This window comes from Micromonospora tarensis, from assembly GCF_016803395.1.
In the GTDB taxonomy this organism is placed as follows: domain Bacteria; phylum Actinomycetota; class Actinomycetes; order Mycobacteriales; family Micromonosporaceae; genus Micromonospora; species Micromonospora tarensis.
This window is the reverse complement of sequence record NZ_JAEVHL010000121.1, coordinates 1-19,041: the sequence shown is the minus strand read 5'-3', so window position 1 is coordinate 19,041 and position 19,041 is coordinate 1. Positions and strand designations below refer to the sequence as shown.

The window sequence follows — 19,041 nt, the reverse complement described above, 5'->3', positions numbered from 1 at the left end:
ATTCGACCACCATGACTACGTCGACGGGCTCATCGCGCCAGCGGGTGCGGGACACGATCGTGGACGCCGCCCGCGCACGGACCATCGCCGTCGGCTGGGACGCGGTCCGGATGGGCGGGGTCGCCACCGCGGCGGGAGTGAGCCGGCAGACCGTCTACAACGAGTTCGGCAGCAAGGCGGGGCTGGCCGAGGCGCTCGCCCGCGCCGAGGTGGACCGGTTCGTCGGCGACGTCCGCGGCGCGCTGCTCGCACACGGCTCCGACGTTCGGGCCGGCGCCCACGCGGCCATCGCGCACACCCTCACCACCGCAGCGGAGAACCCTCTGGTCAAGGCGATCCTGAGCAGCGCCCGGGGCGGGTCGGACGAGCTGCTGCCGTACCTCACCACCCGCGCCGAGGTGGTGCTCACCGAGGCGTCCGGCGCGTTGATCGACTGGGCCGATGATCACCTGCCCGGCGCGGACCGGACCGCCCTCGCCTTCGCCGCCGACACCGTCGTCCGCCTGGTGGTCAGCCACATCGTCCTGCCCCGGGAGCCGATCGAACAGACCGCGACGGCCCTGACCGACCTCGCCGTACGCCTCTTCGCGGCCGCCACCCGCGTCCCCCGCTGACCGCGCCTCGCGCCTCGCGCCGGCGCAAGATCGCGCTGGATCCTGGAGGTAGTGGCATCCCCCGATGCCGAAGCCACTACATCCTGCTTCCAGCGCGATCTTGAAGGACAACCGGCGCGGCGCGGCGACTCGGCCCAGCGCGCACGGCCAGCGCCTCCGGCCCGGCGGGTGCGCTCGCGGGGTCAGCGGAGGACTCGGCCGCGCAGGATCGTGCGGGACGGGGCCCGGACGACGCGCAGGTCGACCGGGGGTCCTCGGGATAGACGGTGAGGTCGGCGAGGCCGCCCTCGACCAGGCCGGGGAAGCCGAGCCACTCCCGGGCGCCCCAGGAGGCCGCGGCGAGCACATCGATCGGCGCCATGCCGGCCCGCTCGTGCAGCAGCAGCATCTCCTCGGCGGCCAGCCCGTGGTCGATGCCGCCGCCGGCGTCGGTGCCCACGTAGATCGGCACACCCGCCTGGTGCGCGGCACGCACCACCTCGGGGAAACGGTCGCGCAGCGCCAGCATGTGCTCGGCGTACCCGGGGAACTTGCCCCGCGCCTGCTCGGCGATCCCGCCGAAGGTGGCAATGTTGATCATTGTGGGGATCAGCGCGGTGCCCTGGCGGGCCATCTCGTCGATCAGGTCGAGGCTCAGCCCCGTGCCGTGCTCCACCGAGTCCACTCCGGCGCGGACCATGATCTCGACGGCCGACTCGGAGAAGGTGTGCACCGCGGCGCGTACCCCGGCGTCGTGCGCCGCCCGCACGGCGGCGGTGAGGGTGTCCGCGTCCCAGGCCGGCGCCAGGCCACCCACGCCCCGGTCGATCCAGTCACCGACCAACTTGACCCAGCCGTTGCCGGCCTTCGCCTGGGCGGCCACCGTCGCGGCGACGTCGGTCGCGGCGACCTCCACGCCGATGCCGCGTAGGTAGCGCTTCGGCGGGGCGACGTGCCGGCCGGCGCGGGCCAGTCGCGGCAGGTCCGGCTCGTCGTCGAGTTCGGGGTACGGGTACGGCGAGCCGGCATCGCGGATCGCCAGCACCCCGGCGTCCCGGTCCAGGTGGGCCAGTTCCCGGGCCTGGTTGAGCGAGGTGATCGGCGCGCCGCCACGGGCGATACCGATGTGACAGTGCGCGTCCACCAGCCCGGGCAGCACGAATCCGCCGTCGACGACGGTCTCCGCACCGGGCACCGGGGTGAAGGTCACCCGGTCGCCGACCAGCCAGAGATCGCGGACCTCGTCGTCGGGGAGCAGCACACCGCGCACGTGAAGAGCCATGCGCACAGTCCTACCCGATCACTGCCCCGCGCGGGCGGGCAGGGCGTCAGCGCGGGCCCTTGTCGCCGCCCTTGCCGAGCTTGTTGAAGTCGATCTTCGGGAGCTTGAAGCCGGGCGGGAGGCCCTGGCCACCGGCGAGGTCGTTCGGGTCCATCCCCGGCGGGAGCTGCGGCATGCCACCCGGGAAGCCACCCGCACCGACGCGCGGACCGGCACCACTCTGCCCCGCACCCCGCGAACGCTGCGAGCCCTTCGTGTTTTTTCGCTTGTTCTTGGGGGACTTGGTCGCCTTGCGCCGGCCGCCGCCGGGCAGGCCCATCATGCCGCCCATCTGCTTCATCATCTTCTGCGCGTCGGCGAAGCGGTTGAGCAGCTGGTTGACGTCCATCACGGTGACCCCGGAGCCGTTGGCGATGCGCGCCCGGCGGGAGCCGTTGATGATCTTCGGGTTGGTCCGCTCACCCGGGGTCATCGACCGGATGATCGCGGTGACCCGGTCGAAGTGGCTGTCGTCCAGGTCGGCGAGCTGGTCCTTCATCTGCCCCATGCCGGGCATCATGGCCAGCACGTTGGCGATCGGGCCCATCCGCCGCACCGCGATGAGCTGGTCGAGGAAGTCGTCCAGGGTGAACTGCTCGCCGCCCATCAGCTTGGCGGTCATCTTCTCCTTCTGATCGGAGTCGAAGGCCTGTTCGGCCTGCTCGATCAGAGTGAGGACGTCGCCCATGCCGAGGATCCGGCTGGCCATCCGGTCGGGGTGGAAGACGTCGAAGTCCTCCAACTTCTCACCGGTGGAGGCGAACAGGATCGGCTGCCCGGTGACCTCGCGGACCGACAGCGCGGCACCACCACGGGCGTCGCCGTCGAGCTTGGAGAGCACCACGCCGGTGATGCCCACGCCGTCGCGGAACGCCTCGGCGGTGCGGACGGCGTCCTGACCGACCATCGCGTCGATGACGAAGATGACCTCGTCCGGCTGGACCGCGTCGCGGATGTCGGCGGCCTGCTGCATCATCTCGGCGTCGATACCGAGTCGGCCGGCGGTGTCGACGATGACGATGTCGTGGGCCGCCCGCTTCGCGTGCTCGATCGACGCGCGGGCGACCTGGACCGGGTCACCGGTGCCGTTGCCGGGCTCCGGGGCGTACACCTCGACGCCGGCCCGGCCACCGAGCACCTGGAGCTGCCCGACGGCGTTGGGGCGCTGGAGGTCGGCGGCGACCAGCAGCGGCTGGTGCCCCTGGCCCTTGAGCCAGCGGGCCAGCTTGCCGGCCAGGGTCGTCTTACCGGAACCCTGGAGGCCGGCCAGCATGATCACGGTCGGCGGCTGCTTGGCGAACTGGAGCCGCCGCCCCTCGCCGCCGAGCACGTTGATCAGCTCTTCGTTGACGATCTTGATGATCTGCTGGGCCGGGTTCAGCGCCTGGGAGACCTCGGAGCTGCGGGCCCGCTCCTTGACGGCCGCGATGAAGCCCTTGACCACCGGCAGCGCGACGTCCGCCTCCAGCAGCGCGAGGCGGATCTCGCGCGCGGTGGCGTCGATGTCGGCGTCGGTGAGCCGCCCCTTGCCGCGGAGCTTGGTGAAGATCCCGGACAGGCGGTCACTCAAGGTGTCAAACACGCGAACATCCCGTTTGTCAGTGTTCCGGCGGGCACAACGCGGCCGGCACTGCGGAGTCCGGCCACCGCTAGGGTAGCCGCCCCCGCGAGGGCCCGCTGTCGCCCGGCCCGGCCCTCACCCCGACACCAACCCCGATTGGTACGCGAAGACGACGAGTTGGGCCCGGTCCCGGGCACCCAGCTTCCCCATCGCCCGGCTGACGTGGGTTCGCGCGGTTGCCGGGCTGACCACCAGCCGTGCCGCGATCTCCTCGTTGTTCAGGCCCGCACCGACCAGTCCGACGACCTGACGCTCCCGGTCGGTCAGCGTGTCCAACCGTGGGTGCGGACGGAGCACCCGGGACGGGCGGGTGGCGAACTCCCGCACCACCCGACGGGTCACCGACGGCGACAGCAGCGCCTCCCCCTCGGCGACCAGCCGGATCGCCCGCAGCAGCTCCGCCGGCCTGGTGTCCTTGGTGAGGAACCCGCTCGCGCCGTGCCGCAGCGCCTCGAAGACGTACTCGTCCAGCTCGAAGGTGGTGAGCACCACCACCCGGGTACCGGTCAGGTCGGGGTCGGCGACGATCCGGCGGGTCGCCTCGATGCCGTCGATGCCGGGCATCCGGATGTCCATCAGCACCACGTCCGGCCGTTCCTGACGGGCCAGCTCGACCGCCCGCAGCCCGTCGGCCGCCTCGCCGGCCAGCGCCAGGTCGTCCTCGCTCTCCACCAGCGCGCGCAGCCCGAGCCGGACCAGATCCTGGTCGTCGGCGATCAGCACCCGGATCACGTGGCCGGCCCCACCGGGAGCGTGGCGTACACCCGGAACCCGCCGCCGGCGCGCGGCCCGGTCGCCAACCGGCCGCCCAGCGCCGCGACCCGCTCCCGCATGCCGGCCAGGCCATGCCCGCTCTCGTCGTCGGCCGGTTCGGTCCCGGTGCCGCGGTCGCCCACACCCCGGTCGGTGACCTCGACGGTCACCTCGTCGGCGCGGTAGTCCACTGTCACCTCGGCGCTCGCCACCCCCGCGTGCCGCAGCACGTTCGTCAACGCCTCCTGCGCCACCCGGTACGCGGCCAGATCCACCGGGGCCGGCAGCTCCCGGGGGTCACCGGTCACGCGCAGCTCGACGACCAGCCCCGCTCCGGCGAGCCGGTCGCGCAGCCCCGGAAGCCGGGCCAGGCCGGGTACCGGTGTGCGCTCCGCACCCCGCCGCACCGCGCCCAGGGTGACCCGCAGCTCGTCGAGCGCCTCGCGGCTGGTCCGGCTGATCGCGGTGAGCGCCACCTCCGCCTGTTCCGGCCGCTTCGGCAGCAGGTGCAGGGCGATGTCCGCCTGCATGCTGATCGCGGCCAACCCGTGCCCCACCACGTCGTGCACCTCCTGCGCGATGCGCAGCCGCTCCTCGTCGGCCTGCCGCCGAGCCTGCTCGGCACGGTCGCGGGCCTCCTCGACCCGGGTACGGGCAGCGGCCTCACGACTGACCCGCACTACCACACCCACCGCGAACGGTACGACCACCCAGGCCGACGCGGGCAGCACTCCGACCCAGCCCGGCGCCGGCCCCCGACCGACGAAGACGTGCGCCACCAGCAGGACGAACGCCCCGCCCGCGGCGAGCGCCGCCGGACGCACCGGCAGTCGCACCGCCACCGTGTAGACCGCGAGCAGGAAGCTGAGCAGGATCGGCCCGTACGGATAGCCGATCAGCAGGTACGTCGAGGTGGCCACGGTGACCACGGCGAGGGTGACCAGCGGAGCCCGCCGCCGCAACGCCAGGACGAGCGCGGCGACCGCGATCAACGCCCGACAGGCGGCATCGACCGGTCGGGACCCCGGCTGGTTGTCCCCGGCCAGGCGGGTGGCGAGCAACCCGAACCCGAGCAGCAGCACCGCGGGCGCGACGTCCGCCGCCACCGCCGGCCATCCCCACCGCCCACCTCGTCGCATGGCGTCATTCTGCCCGCGCCATCGGGCCACGGCGTGCGTCGACAAGCGGCACCGCGGCTACGTCCCCGGGCGTAGCGAGCCGCACCGGGCCACCCGCCCTCCGTCGCCTCGGGGAGGGCTCCGGGGGGCGGACACCTCCGTAAGCGGTATACCTGTGAGGAATATTTATACCTGTGAGTCATACCGCTCAATAGACAGGCCGCCGCCCGCGGGGCGGCGGTCAGCACTGACGGGGCCACACCATGTCCCGCCCGGCGGCGAGACGCCGGGCCAGGTCAGACTGGCGGGACAGGCCAGCCGCGGCCCAGGTCGGACGGGCGGCACGGGTCAGACGCCGGCCCGGGGTCAGACGGCGGCCAGGACGGCGGCCTCCAGGCGGGCCCGGGTGGCGTCGTCCGGCCAGCCGCCCACCAGGTAGAAGGCGTCCACCACGTCGGCGCCGAGGGTGGAGATCCGGGCCGCGCGGACCAGGGCGCCGGCCTCGTCGAGCGCGCAGGCGACCCGGTAGAGCAGCCCGGCGGCGTCGGCGGCCCGCAGTTCCAGGAGTACCGCGTCGGTGGCCGCCTCACGGTGCCAGACGACCCGGGGCGCGGCACCGGCGCCGCGGGCGGCGAGCGCACGGCCACGTAGCCGCTGGGTGACCGACACGTCGCCGCCGACCGCCGACGCAGGTCGGCGCGGAGCGGGACCGGATCCGGCGGGAGACCGTAGCGGGGCTGCACCCGGCACTCGACCAGGGCCCGGCCATCGACCACCGAGGCATCCGCGGAGATCACCTCCAGCCGGTGCAGGGCCAGGCAACCGGCCACCGTGGCGAGCAGGCCGCGCCGGTCGGCCGCGGCGACCGACACCCGGTCCCCGGTCAGGTGGACGACCGGCAGGGGGCCGGCCAGCAGCGCCGGATCCGGCGCCGGCGGTTCGGGCAGCACGCCGGTGTCCAGCGCGGTACGGACCCGGCCTACCAGCTCGGCGACGAGCCGGCCCTTCCAGTCCGACCAGGCCGCCGGCCCGGTCGCCGCCGCGTCGGCCCGGACCAGCGCGTGCAGCAGGTCGAGGGTGCCGGTGTCCCCGACCGCCGCCGCCACCGAGGAGATGGTGACCGGGTCGGTCAGGTCCCGGCGGGTGGCCACGTCGGGCAGCAGCAGGTGGAGCCGGACCAGCGTGCCGATCAGCTCGGCCTCGGCGGCGGGCAGGCCGATCCGGGTCGCCACCGCCTCGGCCAGCGGCACACCGACCGTGCTGTGGTCGCCGGGCAGGCCCTTGCCGATGTCGTGCAGCAGGGCGCCGAGCAGCAGCAGGTCCGGGCGCTCCACCTCGCGGGTGTGCTGGCTGGCCTCGTGCGCGGTCTGCACCAGGTGCCGGTCGAGGGTGAAGCGGTGCACCGGGTTGTGCTGGGGCAGGCTGCGCAGCCGGGTCCACTCGGGCAGCCAGTCGTCGATCAGTCCGTACCGATCGCACGTCTCCCAGGCCGGCACCAGGCCGGGACCGGCGCCGAGCAGGGTGGTCAGCGCGGCCCGGGCCTCGGCCGGCCAGGGCGCGGGCAGCGGGGGGCAGTACGCGGCCAGCCACTCGCAGGTGGCCCGGGCGATGGGGAGTCGGGTGGTGGCCGACGCGGCGGCCACCCGCAGCGAGAGGCTCGGATCGGGGCGTGCCCCGATCGCCGTGCGGGCCAGCACGAGTTCGCCGTCGTGCTCGACCACGTCCCGGGCCACCGGGCGGCGCACCGGGCGACCGTTGCCGCCTCGGGACCGACCGGAGCGCAGCCGGTCGGCGGCGCGGAACGCGTCGTCCAGGGCGTGCGAGACGGTGCGGGCGTCACCGGCGACCCGGCGCAGCAGGGCGTCGCCGTCGTCGAGACCGAGCAGTCTGCCCACGCCGTCGCGCTCCTGGGCGACCAACCGGTCGACCCGGCGGCCGACCTGCTGGTGCAGGGCGTCCCGGGTGTCCAGCAGGCGCAGGTGGGCGGCGTACACGGCGGGGCGCAGCGCGTCGGTGATCCCGGCGGTGGCGATCGCCCGCAGCAGCCCCACGTCACGCAGCCCACCGGCGGCCTCCTTGAGGTCACCCTCCAGCAGGAACGCCAGCTCGCCGTGGGCCTCCCAGCGGCGCGCGGTGATCTCCCGCAGCCCGGGCAGGTGCCGTACGGCGGTGCGCCGCCAGTGGTCGGCGGCGGTGCGGATCAGCGCGTCGGCCAGGGCCGCATCGCCCACGACCAGCCGGGCGTCGAGCAGCCCGAGGGCGACCTTGACGTCGTCCTGGGCGACCGAGAGCGCCTCGGCGACGGTGCGTACCGAGTGGTCGAGCCGCAGGCCCGCGTCCCAGATCGGATACCACAGCGACGCGGCCAACTCGTCAGTGCCGGGCACCCCGGCGTGCACCAACACCAGGTCGAGGTCGCTGTACGGGGCGCACTGCCGCCGGCCCAACCCCCCGACCGCCAGCAGTGCCACCCCCTCCCGCGCCGGCGACAACCCGCGCAGAAAGCTGTCGTACGCCCCCGCCCGCCCGAGTCGAGCCGCCTCCCCGATCCCCCCGGGCACGCCGGCGACCTCGTTGATCAAGAGGTTCGCGCCGCCGTCATCGGCGTGCCCTGACGCGTTCTTCTTGATCAACGAGGTCATGTCGGTAGTGGCCCGGGTCAGAGTGCGTCGAGGCCGCGTTCGCCGGTACGCACCCGGACGACCTCTTCGACACCGGTGACCCAGACCTTGCCGTCCCCGATCTTGCCCGTGCGGGCCGCCCCGACGATGGCGTCCACCACCTTGTCCACGTCGATCTCGTCGGTGAGCACCTCGACCCGAATCTTGGGCAGGAACTCGACCGTGTACTCGGCACCCCGGTAGACCTCGGTGTGCCCCTTCTGCCGTCCGTACCCCTGCACCTCGCTGACGGTCAACCCGGCCACCCCGAGGGCGTGCAGGGCCTCCTTCACCGCGTCCAGTTGGTATGGCTTGATGACTGCGGTCACCAGCTTCATGTCCAACCCCTCCATTCCAGGAACGTTAACCGGCGACCTTCTCGCTGACCGGCTCGGCGGGCTCCGCCTCCGGCTTGGCACCACCACTCGTCGCGCCGCCACCGGGGGTGCCGATGCCGGCCATCGCGAACGCGCTGCCCGTGCCGCCACCGGCCGGGGACAGGTCGTAGCTGCTCTCGGCGTGCTCGGCGATGTCGATGCCCTCGACCTCCGCCTCACCCCGGACCCGGAAGCCGATCGTCTTCTCGATGCCGAAGGCGAGCACCCAGGCGATGCCGAACGACCAGACGGTGACGATCAGGCCGGCGAGAGCCTGCCGCCCGAGCTGGGTGGCGCCGCCGCCGTAGAAGAGGCCGTCCGAGGCGCCCACCACGTCGGTGATCGCGCCGTTGACCGAGTTGGTGGCGAACAGACCGAGCCAGAGCGAGCCGATCCAGCCACCGACGAAGTGCACGCCGACCACGTCGAGCGAGTCGTCGTAGCCGAGCTTGTACTTGAGGCTCACGGCGAGTGCGCAGACGGCACCGGCGACGACGCCGAGCAGGACGGCCGCCCACGGGGCGATGAAGCCACAGGCGGGCGTGATGGCGACCAGACCGGCGACGGCACCGGACGAGGCGCCGACCATCGTCGGCTTGCGGGTCTTGACCCACTCGACCGCGATCCAGCCGAGCACCGCCGCCGCCGTGGCGAGCTGGGTGTTGATGAAGGCGAGACCGGCGACCGAGTCGACGGTCAGCTCCGAGCCGGCGTTGAACCCGAACCAGCCGAACCACAGCAGGCCCGCGCCGAGCGCCACCAACGGGATGTTGTGCGGCTTCATGCCCTCCCGCGGCCAACCGAGCCGCTTGCCCAGCACCAGAGCCACAGCCAGGGCCGCCGCACCGGCGTTGATGTGCACCGCGGTGCCACCGGCGAAGTCCAGCGCGTGGATGTCGGCGCCGATGATCCCGCCGCCCCACACCCAGTGCGCCACCGGGAAGTACACCAGGGTGGCCCAGCCGAAGGCGAACAGCAGCCAGCCGGCGAACTTGGCCCGGTCGGCGATCGCACCGCTGATCAGCGCGACCGTGATCACCGCGAAGACCATCTGGAAGGCCATGAAGACGTAGAGCGGGACGCCGATGCCGCTGGGGTTCTCCGCCGTGGCGCCCCACAGGTCGGTCTCGGCGAGGAAGGTCTTGGTGCCGAGGTACGCGCCCGGGTCACCCCAGAAGCCGTTCACGTCGGCCCCGAAGGCGACGCTGAAACCGTAGAACCACCACAGCACAGAGATGAGCCCGATGGCGGAGAAGCTCATCATCATCATGTTGAGTACGCCCTTGGCCCGGTTGAGGCCGCCGTAGAACAGCGCCAGTCCGGGGGTCATGAGCAGCACGAGCGCGGTCGAAACCAGCAGCCACGTGGTATTGGCGCCGTCGATCGTCGGTGCTTCAGGCACGCTGGCCTCCTAAAGGGTGAAGTCCTCCTTCGCGGCTTTCCGGGGCAGCGTCGCCCGTAGGCCGGTTGCGCGGAAGCTTCGCGGCCGGCTGTTTCACCAAGGGTCCCGGGCGGGTTTCCGATTCGTGACGGGTTGTTTCGTACGTGTCACGAACTCCGCACACTCAGCGGCATGGACGATGGTGGATCGGTCGGGTGGCGGGCGCCGACGGCCGACCGGTCAGAACCATCGACCGATCCGGGTGGCGGATCGGCCGGACACCGACCGATCCGCGCTCAGCGGAGGGCGTTCTCCAGGGCGTGCCGCTCGTAGTCGAGCAGCCGAAGATCGCGCATCGGTCGGCGCAGGTGGCCCTTGTGCACGATCCGGACGAACGCCGGTTCGCCGGCGGCGGCCATCCGGCGGATCCCCTCGACGTGGTCCACGATCCGTTTGCGGATGGTCCGGATCAGCCGGTGCCGGTCCCGGGGGATCAGCCCGTACGCGTCGGCGAAGAGCCGGAGCCGGCGCGGGCGGTCCGGATGCTTCCAGCCGAGCGTGATCGAGTCCCGGTCCGCGAAGATCGGCACCCAGGTCCAGGCGGCGTACGCCACGTCGTAGATCCGCGCACCGGGCGAGGCGAGGTCGAAGTCGATCAGCCCGAGGGTGCCGTCCGGACGCCAGATCACGTTGTGCGGGGCGGCGTCGTGGTGGCAGATCACCTCGGTGTCCGGTGGTGGCGGCCCGAACGAGCGCCAGACCGCCGCCGCCGGCGGGGTGAAGCCGTACTGCGCGTCGTGGAACATCCGCAGCATGGTGGCGACGGTGACCAGCGCCTCGTCGGTGACCCAGTGCGGGGCGAGCGGATATTCCCCGCACTCCCCCTCCAGGTACGACAGCACCTCGCGGTTGCGCTCGTCCATCCCGAGGGCGCGGGGCGCTCCGGTGAAACCCACGTACTCCAGGTGTCGCAGCAGGGCGTGCACGGACGGGGTCCACGGCCCGGCGTTGCGGCGCACGGTGTCACCCACCCGGACAACGGTGCTCACGTTGCCGCCGTGCAGCGGAATCTCCTGCGAAGTCACGTACGGTCTCCCGAGGCGCTGCGAGGGGTGGCCGGGCTCGCGCCAGCCCGCGTACGCGCGATCGTCAGTGGTCACCCGAGACTACGCGTCCCGTCCGGTGGCCTCGGTCCCCAGCAACGCGTCAACGAACTGCGCCGGGTCGAACGGGGCCAGGTCGTCCTTGCCTTCGCCGAGGCCGACCAGCTTCACGGGGATGCCGAGCTTGCGCTGCACGGCGATCACGATGCCACCCTTGGCGGTGCCGTCGAGCTTGGTCAGCGCCACGCCCGTCACGTTGACCACCTCGGTGAAGACCCGGGCCTGTTCCAGCCCGTTCTGCCCGGTCGTGGCGTCCAGGATGAGCAGCGTTTCGTCGATCGGGCCCTGCTTCTCCACCACCCGCTTGACCTTGCCCAGCTCGTCCATCAGGCCGACCTTGTTCTGCAGTCGACCGGCGGTGTCGATGAGCACGGTGTCCACGCCGGTGTCGATGCCACGCTTCACCGCGTCGAAGGCGACGCTGGCCGGGTCGGCGGCCTCGGGGCCCCGGACGGTCTCCGCGCCGACCCGGGAGCCCCAGGTCTCCAGCTGGTCGGCGGCGGCGGCCCGGAAGGTGTCCGCGGCGCCGAGCAGCACGCTGCGGCCGTCGGCCACCAGCACCCGGGCGATCTTGCCGCAGGTGGTGGTCTTGCCGGCGCCGTTGACCCCGACGACCAGGATCACGGCGGGTACGCCGTCCTTCGGGGCGGTCCGCAACGAGCGGTCCAGGCTCGGGTCGAGCGCGTTGACCAGCTCGGCGGCGAGCAGCGCCCGCAACTCGGCGGCGGAGCGGGTGCCGAGCACCCGGGTGCGCTCGCGGAGCCGGTCGACGATGTCGCGGGTGGCGTCGACGCCGACGTCGGCGGTGATCAGGCTGTCCTCGATCTCCTCCCAGACGTCCTCGTCGAGGTGGTCGCGGGCGAGCAGGCCGAGCAGCCCCTTGCCGAAGACGTTCTGCGAGCGGGACAGCCGCGAACGGAGTCGGACCAGTCGCCCCGCGGTCGGCTCGGGCACCTCCACGGGTGCCTCGATCACCGGCGGCGGCTCGACCAGGACGCCGGTGGACAGATCGGACTCCGGTGCCTCGACCGGCGGGCCGGCGAGATCCTCCTCGGCTCTGGTGTCGACCTCGGTGCGCGGTAGTGGGGGCTCGGGCCGCCGCCGCAGACGCGGAACGACCAGCCCCACTGTGCCGACGATCAGCACACCGAGCAGCACCAGAGCGAGGACGAGATATTCGGCCATGCCGGAATCCTGTCAGATGCGGGCGACGGCGTCCCAGCCACCGCACCCGATGCGGTGCCCGATGCGGTGCTCGGGGTCCCAGCCACCGCGCCCGATGCGGTGCTCGGGGTCCCAGCCACCGCGCCCGATGCGGTGCCCGGGGTCTCAGCCCCGCACCCCGCAGGTGCCCGGAAACCGGCGGTAGGCTCGCGCCATGTCCGCCGCACACCTCCTCATCGGCCCACTCCTGCGGCGAGTCGTGGACACCCGGGCCACCATCTGGGTGGAGACCGCCGCACCCGCCGTGGTCACCGTGCGCACCGCCGGTGGCGCCACCGGCACCGCGCCGACCTTCTCGGCGTACGACCACCACTACGCCCTGGTGGTGGTGGAGGGGCTCAGCCCGGACAGCGAGACCAGCTACGAGGTACTTGTCGACGACGAGCTGGTCTGGCCCGTGCCGAGCAGCGGCTTCCCGCCGAGCGTGATCCGCACCCGGGCGGCCGACGACCGGGACCAGCCGGTGAGTTTGATCTTCGGCTCCTGCCGGGAGACCACCCAGCACGCCACCACCCGCAAGCTCCCGCCGGACGCGCTGGACGCGTACGCCCGGCGGTTGATGGCCGATCCGGAGTCGAACCCGCTGCCGGACCTGCTGGTGCTGCTCGGTGACCAGGTCTACGCCGACGTCACCTCGCCCACCGTGCGTCGGCTGCTGCGGCGACGGCGGCGGCGGCCGAAGGGCGCCCCGGCCGACCAGGTGGTGAGCTTCGACGAGTACACCAAGCTCTACCTGGAGTCCTGGCGTGATCCGGAGATCCGCTGGCTGCTCTCCACCGTGCCGAGCGTGATGATCTTCGACGATCACGAGATCATCGACGACTGGAACACCTCGGCGAAATGGCGCGCCGAGATGCGCGAGCAGCCCTGGTGGCCGGAGCGGATCGGCAGTGGGCTCGCCTCGTACTGGGTCTACCAGCACCTGGGCAACCTCGCCCCGGACGAGATCGCCGCCGACCCGGTCTTCGCGAAGGTCGTCGCCGCCGAGGATGCCACCGGGGTGCTGCGCGAGTTCGGGCACCGGGTCGACCAGGAGTCCGATCTGGCGCACGACACCGAGCGCTGGCGCACTGTGCAGTATCAGTGGAGTTACGCGCTGGACCTGGGCCGGACCCGACTGGTCATGCTGGACAACAGGTGCAGCCGGGTGCTCGAGTCGGGCAACCGGGCGATGCTGCCGCCCGGTGAGTGGTCCTGGTTCCTCGACCAGGCCCACGGGGTCTACGACCACCTGGTGGTGGGGGCCTCGCTGCCCTGGCTGCTGCCGCAGGGCATTCATCACATCGAGGCGTGGAACGAGAAGCTGGCGGACTCCCGCCGGCCGTTTGTGGCGCGCGGGGCGGAGAAGCTGCGCCGCGCCCTGGATCTGGAGCACTGGGCGGCGTTCCGGCGTTCCTTCGAGGCGCTCGCGGAGACGTTCGCCCGGATCGGCACCGGCACCCCCCGGCAGTCCGGCGCACGGGTCGGCGCCGGCCCGGCGTACGCCCCCCCGGCGTCGATCAGCGTGCTCTCCGGGGACGTGCACCACTCGTACGTGGCGCGGGCCCGGTTCGCCGATCGGCGGTGGTCACGCCCGTGCACCAGCTCACCTGCTCACCGATCCACAACCAGGTGCCGGCCGGCATCCGCCCGTTGATGCGGTTGGGCTGGTCGGCGGGTCCGGCCGGGGCCACCCGCGCGCTGGCCCGCTCGGCGGGCGTACGCCGGCCGGGGGTGCGCTGGCGCAAGCTGGCCGGCCCCTACTTCGGCAACGCGGTCGCCACCCTGACCCATCGGGGGCGCGGGGCCGACGTGCTCATCGAGGGCACCACGAAGGACGGGCACCTACGCCCGGTGATGCGACGCCGACTCTCCGCCGGCGGCGGGCCGACCGCGCCGTAGTCTCTACGCCGTGGACGAGCACCTGCCGGAGCCGATCCGGGCGGTCGAGCACGAGTTGACCGCTCTACTGCGTCGTGGCCGGGCGGTTTCCTGGGAGATCGCCCGGGAGGTGCACCCGAACCTCGAGCCGAACACCTACGGGTTGTTGCTCTGGTTACGGCGCAGCGGGTCGATCCGGTTGACCGAGTTGGCGGCGCGGCTCGGCGTGGGCAAGGGGACGCTGAGCCGGCAGATCAACGCGCTGGAGGTCCTCGGCCTGGTCCACCGCGACCCCGACCCGACTGATCGGCGGGCTGCCCAGATCAGCCTGACCGAGGAGGGGCAGCGCCGGTTCGACGTCGCCCGCGCGGCCCGGTTGGGTGAGTTCCTCCGCGCCCTGGACGGCTGGCCGGACCGGGACGTCGAGGAGTTCGCCCGGCTGCTCGGCCGGTTCAACGACTCCTGGATGTGATCGGCCGAGGCGGGGAATACCGCACCCGGTCGACAAGTTGTTGCTTCAGGCAACCAAGGCTTACGGTTGCCTCAGGCAACTCTCAGGCGGCCCGTGCGCGTCAGCCCGCCGCCGTTCCACAGCGACTCCACTCGGAGGCAACACACGATGAGCCAGGCCACAGTGCCCACCCGGGCGGCCGCCGTCGACATGACCCACCGGCAGATTCTGGAAGCGCTCTCCGGCCTGTTGTTGGGCCTGTTCGTCGCGATCCTCTCTTCCACGGTCATCTCGAACGCGCTGCCGCGGATCATCACCGAACTGCACGGCGGCCAGTCCGCGTACACCTGGGTGGTGACCTCGGCCCTGCTCGCGACCACCGCGACCACCCCCATCTGGGGCAAACTTGCCGACCTGACCAGCAAGAAGACACTGGTCCAGCTCGCCCTGGGGATCTACGTGCTGGGCTCCGTGCTGGCCGGCCTCGCCCAGGGCACCGGTGAGCTGATCGCCTGCCGGGTGCTGCAGGGCATCGGCGCCGGCGGCCTCACCGCACTGGCCCAGGTGATCATGGCCACGATGATCACGCCGCGCGAGCGGGGCCGCTACAGCGGCTACCTCGGGGCGGTGATGGCCGTCGGCACCATCGGCGGTCCGCTGATCGGCGGCGTGATCGTGGACACCTCCTGGCTCGGCTGGCGCTGGTGCTTCTACGTCGGCGTGCCGTTCGCCATCATCGCGCTGATCGTGCTGCAGAAGACCCTGCACCTGCCGGTGGTCAAGCGGAAGGCGCAGATCGACTGGTGGGGCGCCACCCTGATCACCGCCGCCGTCTCGGTGCTGCTGATCTGGGTCTCGCTCGCCGGCGACCAGTTCGCCTGGGCCTCCTGGCAGACGGCCGCCATGGTGGTCGGCGCCCTGGTCCTCGGCGCGCTGGCGATCCGGGTGGAGACCCGGGCCGCCGAGCCGATGATCCCGCCACGGCTGTTCCGCAACCGCACCATCACCCTCGCCGTCGTCGCGAGCATCGCTGTCGGTGTGGGCATGTTCGGCGCGTCGATCTTCCTCGGCCAGTACTTCCAGATCAGCCGTGGCCAGAGCCCGACCATGTCCGGTCTGATGACTCTGCCGATGATCCTCGGCCTGCTGGTCGCCTCCACGGTGATCGGGCGGGTCATCACCAAGACCGGCCGCTGGAAGCGGTACCTGGTGATCGGCTCGGCGCTGCTCACCGTCGGCTTCGCCCTGATGGGCACGCTCCGCGCGGACACCAACTTCACACTGCTCAGCGTCTACATGGCGCTGATCGGCGTCGGCCTGGGCATGACCATGCAGAACCTGGTCCTCGCCGTGCAGAACACCGTCGGCCCGCACGAACTCGGCGCGGCCAGCTCGGTGGTGGCGTTCTTCCGCAGCCTCGGCGGCGCGATCGGCGTCTCCGCCCTCGGAGCGGTGCTGGCCCACAAGGTGAAGGACTACACCGCCGACGGGCTGGCCCAGCTCGGCATCCCCGCGTCCAGCTCCGGCAGCGGCGGCACCCTGCCCGACGTGCACACCCTGCCGGGTCCGCTGCGGGCGGTGGTGGAGAGCGCGTACGGCCACGGTGCCGGCGACATCTTCCTGGCCGCCACCCCGTTCGCGCTGATCGCGCTGATCGCGGTGATCTTCATCAAGGAGGTGCCGCTGCGGCAGCACAACAGCGGCCCGGTTTCCGCGCAGGTCGAGCGGGAATCGACAATCGCTGCCGGCGCTGGCGCAGCGGTGCTCCGCACCGGCGAGCAGAGGTGAGGTAGGACCATGGGCGTGGGAGCACCGGACCGCGAGGAGTACGGCCCCCGGACCCGGCCGTTGCCGTTCGAGCGCGGCACTGACGGTCCTCGGGTGATCATGGTCGGCGTCGACGGCACCCGCACCTCCGAGCGGGCCGGCTCCTACGCGGCGGGCCTGGCCCGCCGGCAGGGCGCCGCCCTGGTGGTGGTCTTCGTCAGCTCGGCGAGCGGGCTGACCGCCCTGGTGCCCGGGATGGACGCCGGCGCGGTGCAGCGCACCCACGACGAGTTGGCCGACGAACTGCGCCGGGAGTGCCGACGTGCGGCCGACCAGTGGGGTATGCCGGTCACCCTGCTGGTTCGGCGCGGCGACGCGTACGGCGAGTTGTGCGCGGCGGCCGACGAGTTCCGGGCCGACATGCTCGTGGTGGGCGCCTCCGAGCAGGCCGGCCACCGGCTGGTCGGCTCGGTCGCCACCCGCCTGGTCCGCACCGGCCGCTGGCCCGTCGTCGTGGTGCCCTGATAACCCGTCGCGCCATGTCCGAGGTGCCGGGCAGGATGCGCGGCATGACCTGGATCGCACCGGAGATCGTCCGGACCCCCGAACCGTACGTCGGCGACGAGCGCACGATGCTCGACGGCTGGCTCGACTACCACCGGCAGACCCTGCTGCTCAAGTGCGCCGGGCTGACCGAGGAGCAGTTGCGCACGCCGAGTGTCGAGCCGTCCGGGCTGACCCTGCTCGGCCTGGTACGGCACCTGGCGGAGGTGGAGGCCTGGTGGTTCCGGGAGAACTTCGCCGGCCAGCGGGTCGACTACCCGTACTTCACCCCGGAGACGCCGGACGCCGACCACGACGTCAGCGCCGCCGACGCCGAGGCGGACTTCGCCATCTTCCACCGCGAGGTGCGCTGGCCCGCGAGGCCGCCGCCGGTCACTCGCTCGACGAGACGTTCGTCGAGGTCGGCGCGAAGAAGCGCACCTTCAACCTGCGCTGGGTGTACGTACACATGATCGAGGAGTACGCCCGGCACAACGGCCACGCCGACCTGATCCGGGAACGCATCGACGGCGTCACCGGCGAGTGACCCGCGCTCAGTAGTCCAGGGCCGCCCGCAGGTAGCGCAGGTCGGCGTGGCCGCCCCAGCGGTGTGCCGACAGCCCGGCAGCCCGGGCACCCCGTACGGCCCAGTCCTCGTCGTCGACGAAGAGGACCCGGGCCGGCGGGGTGGCCAGGGCCGCGCAGGCGGCCTGGAAGTATTCCGGCGCGGGCTTGTGCACCCCGAGCGTCGACGAGTTGACCACCACGTCGAACTCCCCGACCAGGCCGAGGGCGGCCAGGTCGGCGTCGAGCAGGTCGGTGGCGTTGGTGCCCAGACCGACAGTGACCCCGCCGGCGCGTACCTCCCGGACGAGGTCGAGCACCTCGTTGTCCACCTCACCCCGGTAGCGCTGCCACTGCTCGACCGCGGCCCGGGCCCGGTCCGGGCCGCCGGCCGGCTCGGCCAGCGCGTCGGCCACGCTGCTCACCCACTCGGCGTGGGTGACCTGGCCGGTGAGCACCGGCCGGAGTCGACCCCACTGCATGGCGATCTCGGTGAGCACCCCCTCGTCGAGGCCGTACTCCCGCTCCACCCCGGCGGCCACCGCCGGGTCGAACCGGCGCACCACGCCGTCCAGATCCAGCAGGAGCGCCGTCGCGCGTTCCCGAGCCACTACCCGTTCTCCTCGCCGCGGCCGTGCCGCTGGTCGTCCTCGTCGGCCCGGTTGAGCCGTTGGCTGATCACCTGGGTGACCCCGCTGCGCATGGTCACGCCGTAGAGCGCGTCGGCGATCTCCATCGTCCGCTTCTGGTGCGTGATGACGATCAGCTGGCTCTTCTCCCGCAACTGTGCCAGCAGCGTGATCAGCCGGCCCAGGTTGACGTCGTCCAGGGCCGCCTCCACCTCGTCCATGATGTAGAACGGGCTGGGTCGGGCGCGGAAGATCGCCACCAGCATGGCCACCGCGGTCAGCGACCGCTCCCCGCCGGAGAGCAGCGACAGCCGCTTGATCTTCTTGCCCGGTGGGCGGGCCTCGACCTCCACGCCGGTGGTGAGCAGGTCTTCCGGTTCGGTCAGGATCAGCCGGCCCTCGCCACCGGGGAAGAGCACTGTGAACACCTGCTCGAACTCCCGCGCGGTGTCCTCGAAGGCGCTGGCGAAGACCTCCAGGATCCGCTCGTCGACGTCCTTGACCACGGTGAGCAGGTCCCGCCGGGTGGCCTTGAGGTCCTCCAACTGCTCGGAGAGGAACTTGTACCGCTCCTCCAGCGCGGCGAACTCCTCCAACGCCAGCGGGTTGACCTTGCCGAGCAGGGCCAGCTCGCGTTCCGCCTTCGCGGCCCGCTTCTCCTGCACCGGCCGTTCGTAGCGCACCGGCTCGGGCACCGGCAGACCGTCGCGTTCGGCCGCCGCGACGTCGACAGGGGTCGGCGGAACGGGCTGTTCGGGGCCGTACTCGGCGACCAGCGCCGCCACGTCCAGGCCGAAGTCCTCGGCGGCCTTGGCCTCCAACTGCTCGATCCGCAGCCGTTGCTCCGCCCGGGCGACCTCGTCGCGGTGCACCTGGCTGGTCAGCCGCTCCAGCTCCGCGCCGAGCCGCTTGGCTGCCCCGCGGACCTCCTGAAGCTCCGCCTCGCGCGCGGCGCGTTCCCGGGCGACCGCGTCGCGGTGCTCCTCGGCCGTCGCGATCGAGGCGGTCAGCCGGGT

Annotated in this window: 12 protein-coding genes and 5 pseudogenes; 6 read left to right on the top strand and 11 right to left on the bottom strand. The window is 72.4% G+C overall.

Translation table 11 applies throughout. The features are described from left to right. The first annotated feature begins 11 nt into the window (after window positions 1–11). Window positions 12–614 carry a TetR family transcriptional regulator gene (locus JM949_RS21560; protein ID WP_203150186.1) on the top strand — a complete coding sequence of 201 codons (603 nt, stop codon included), beginning with the start codon at window positions 12–14 and terminating at the stop codon, window positions 612–614. 182 nt (window positions 615–796) lie between these two features. Here JM949_RS21560 and JM949_RS21555 read toward each other — a convergent pair. The 9 genes and pseudogenes from JM949_RS21555 to ftsY form a co-directional block, all read right to left on the bottom strand. Further along, a pseudogene (locus tag JM949_RS21555) lies at window positions 797–1,875 on the bottom strand (amidohydrolase family protein). 46 nt (window positions 1,876–1,921) lie between these two features. Beyond that, on the bottom strand, window positions 1,922–3,496 hold the full coding sequence (gene ffh / locus JM949_RS21550) for a signal recognition particle protein (RefSeq protein WP_203150185.1): 1,575 nt from the start codon (window positions 3,494–3,496) through the stop codon (window positions 1,922–1,924). A gap of 114 nt (window positions 3,497–3,610) precedes the next feature. Next, on the bottom strand, window positions 3,611–4,267 hold the full coding sequence (locus JM949_RS21545; RefSeq protein ID WP_203150184.1) for a response regulator transcription factor: 657 nt from the start codon (window positions 4,265–4,267) through the stop codon (window positions 3,611–3,613). Beyond that, the gene (locus JM949_RS21540; RefSeq protein WP_203150183.1) at window positions 4,264–5,427 is read right to left on the bottom strand and encodes a sensor histidine kinase; all 1,164 of its coding nucleotides are present in this window, start codon (window positions 5,425–5,427) and stop codon (window positions 4,264–4,266) included. Before JM949_RS21540 ends, JM949_RS21545 begins: the two co-directional genes overlap by 4 nt. Window positions 5,428–5,772: 345 nt before the next feature. Then, window positions 5,773–8,048: pseudogene (locus JM949_RS21535) on the bottom strand ([protein-PII] uridylyltransferase). A gap of 17 nt (window positions 8,049–8,065) precedes the next feature. Then, the gene (locus JM949_RS21530) at window positions 8,066–8,404 is read right to left on the bottom strand and encodes a P-II family nitrogen regulator (protein WP_172862163.1); all 339 of its coding nucleotides are present in this window, start codon (window positions 8,402–8,404) and stop codon (window positions 8,066–8,068) included. Between the two features lie 25 nt (window positions 8,405–8,429). Next, window positions 8,430–9,845 (bottom strand): ammonium transporter, encoded by a 1,416-nt coding sequence (locus tag JM949_RS21525; RefSeq protein ID WP_203150182.1) that lies wholly within the window; start codon window positions 9,843–9,845, stop codon window positions 8,430–8,432. 275 nt (window positions 9,846–10,120) lie between these two features. Next, window positions 10,121–10,984: a phosphotransferase gene (locus JM949_RS21520; protein ID WP_203150181.1), complete on the bottom strand. Its 864-nt coding sequence runs from the start codon at window positions 10,982–10,984 to the stop codon at window positions 10,121–10,123. A gap of 6 nt (window positions 10,985–10,990) precedes the next feature. Continuing rightward, a complete protein-coding gene (gene ftsY / locus JM949_RS21515; protein ID WP_203150180.1) occupies window positions 10,991–12,172 on the bottom strand; it encodes a signal recognition particle-docking protein FtsY in 1,182 nt (393 codons plus the stop codon). Between the two features lie 193 nt (window positions 12,173–12,365). Between ftsY and JM949_RS21510 the strand changes: the two are divergent. The 5 genes and pseudogenes from JM949_RS21510 to JM949_RS21490 all read left to right on the top strand — a co-directional run bounded on the left by JM949_RS21510 (window position 12,366) and on the right by JM949_RS21490 (window position 17,379). Continuing rightward, window positions 12,366–14,092, top strand: a pseudogene (locus tag JM949_RS21510) (alkaline phosphatase D family protein). A 10-nt stretch (window positions 14,093–14,102) separates the two neighbouring features. Continuing rightward, a complete protein-coding gene (locus JM949_RS21505) occupies window positions 14,103–14,543 on the top strand; it encodes a MarR family winged helix-turn-helix transcriptional regulator (protein WP_309232261.1) in 441 nt (146 codons plus the stop codon). Between the two features lie 147 nt (window positions 14,544–14,690). Then, window positions 14,691–16,310, top strand: coding sequence for an MDR family MFS transporter (locus JM949_RS21500; protein ID WP_203150179.1), 1,620 nt, complete (start codon window positions 14,691–14,693; stop codon window positions 16,308–16,310). A gap of 9 nt (window positions 16,311–16,319) precedes the next feature. After that, window positions 16,320–16,814, top strand: coding sequence for a universal stress protein (locus JM949_RS21495; protein ID WP_238433619.1), 495 nt, complete (start codon window positions 16,320–16,322; stop codon window positions 16,812–16,814). Between the two features lie 44 nt (window positions 16,815–16,858). Beyond that, window positions 16,859–17,379: pseudogene (locus JM949_RS21490) on the top strand (DinB family protein). 7 nt (window positions 17,380–17,386) lie between these two features. Here JM949_RS21490 and JM949_RS21485 read toward each other — a convergent pair. Then, window positions 17,387–18,007 (bottom strand): HAD family hydrolase, encoded by a 621-nt coding sequence (locus JM949_RS21485; RefSeq protein ID WP_203150177.1) that lies wholly within the window; start codon window positions 18,005–18,007, stop codon window positions 17,387–17,389. Then, window positions 18,007–19,041: pseudogene (locus tag JM949_RS21480) on the bottom strand (chromosome segregation protein SMC); the annotation flags it as partial. The gene JM949_RS21485 and the pseudogene JM949_RS21480, both read right to left, overlap by 1 nt.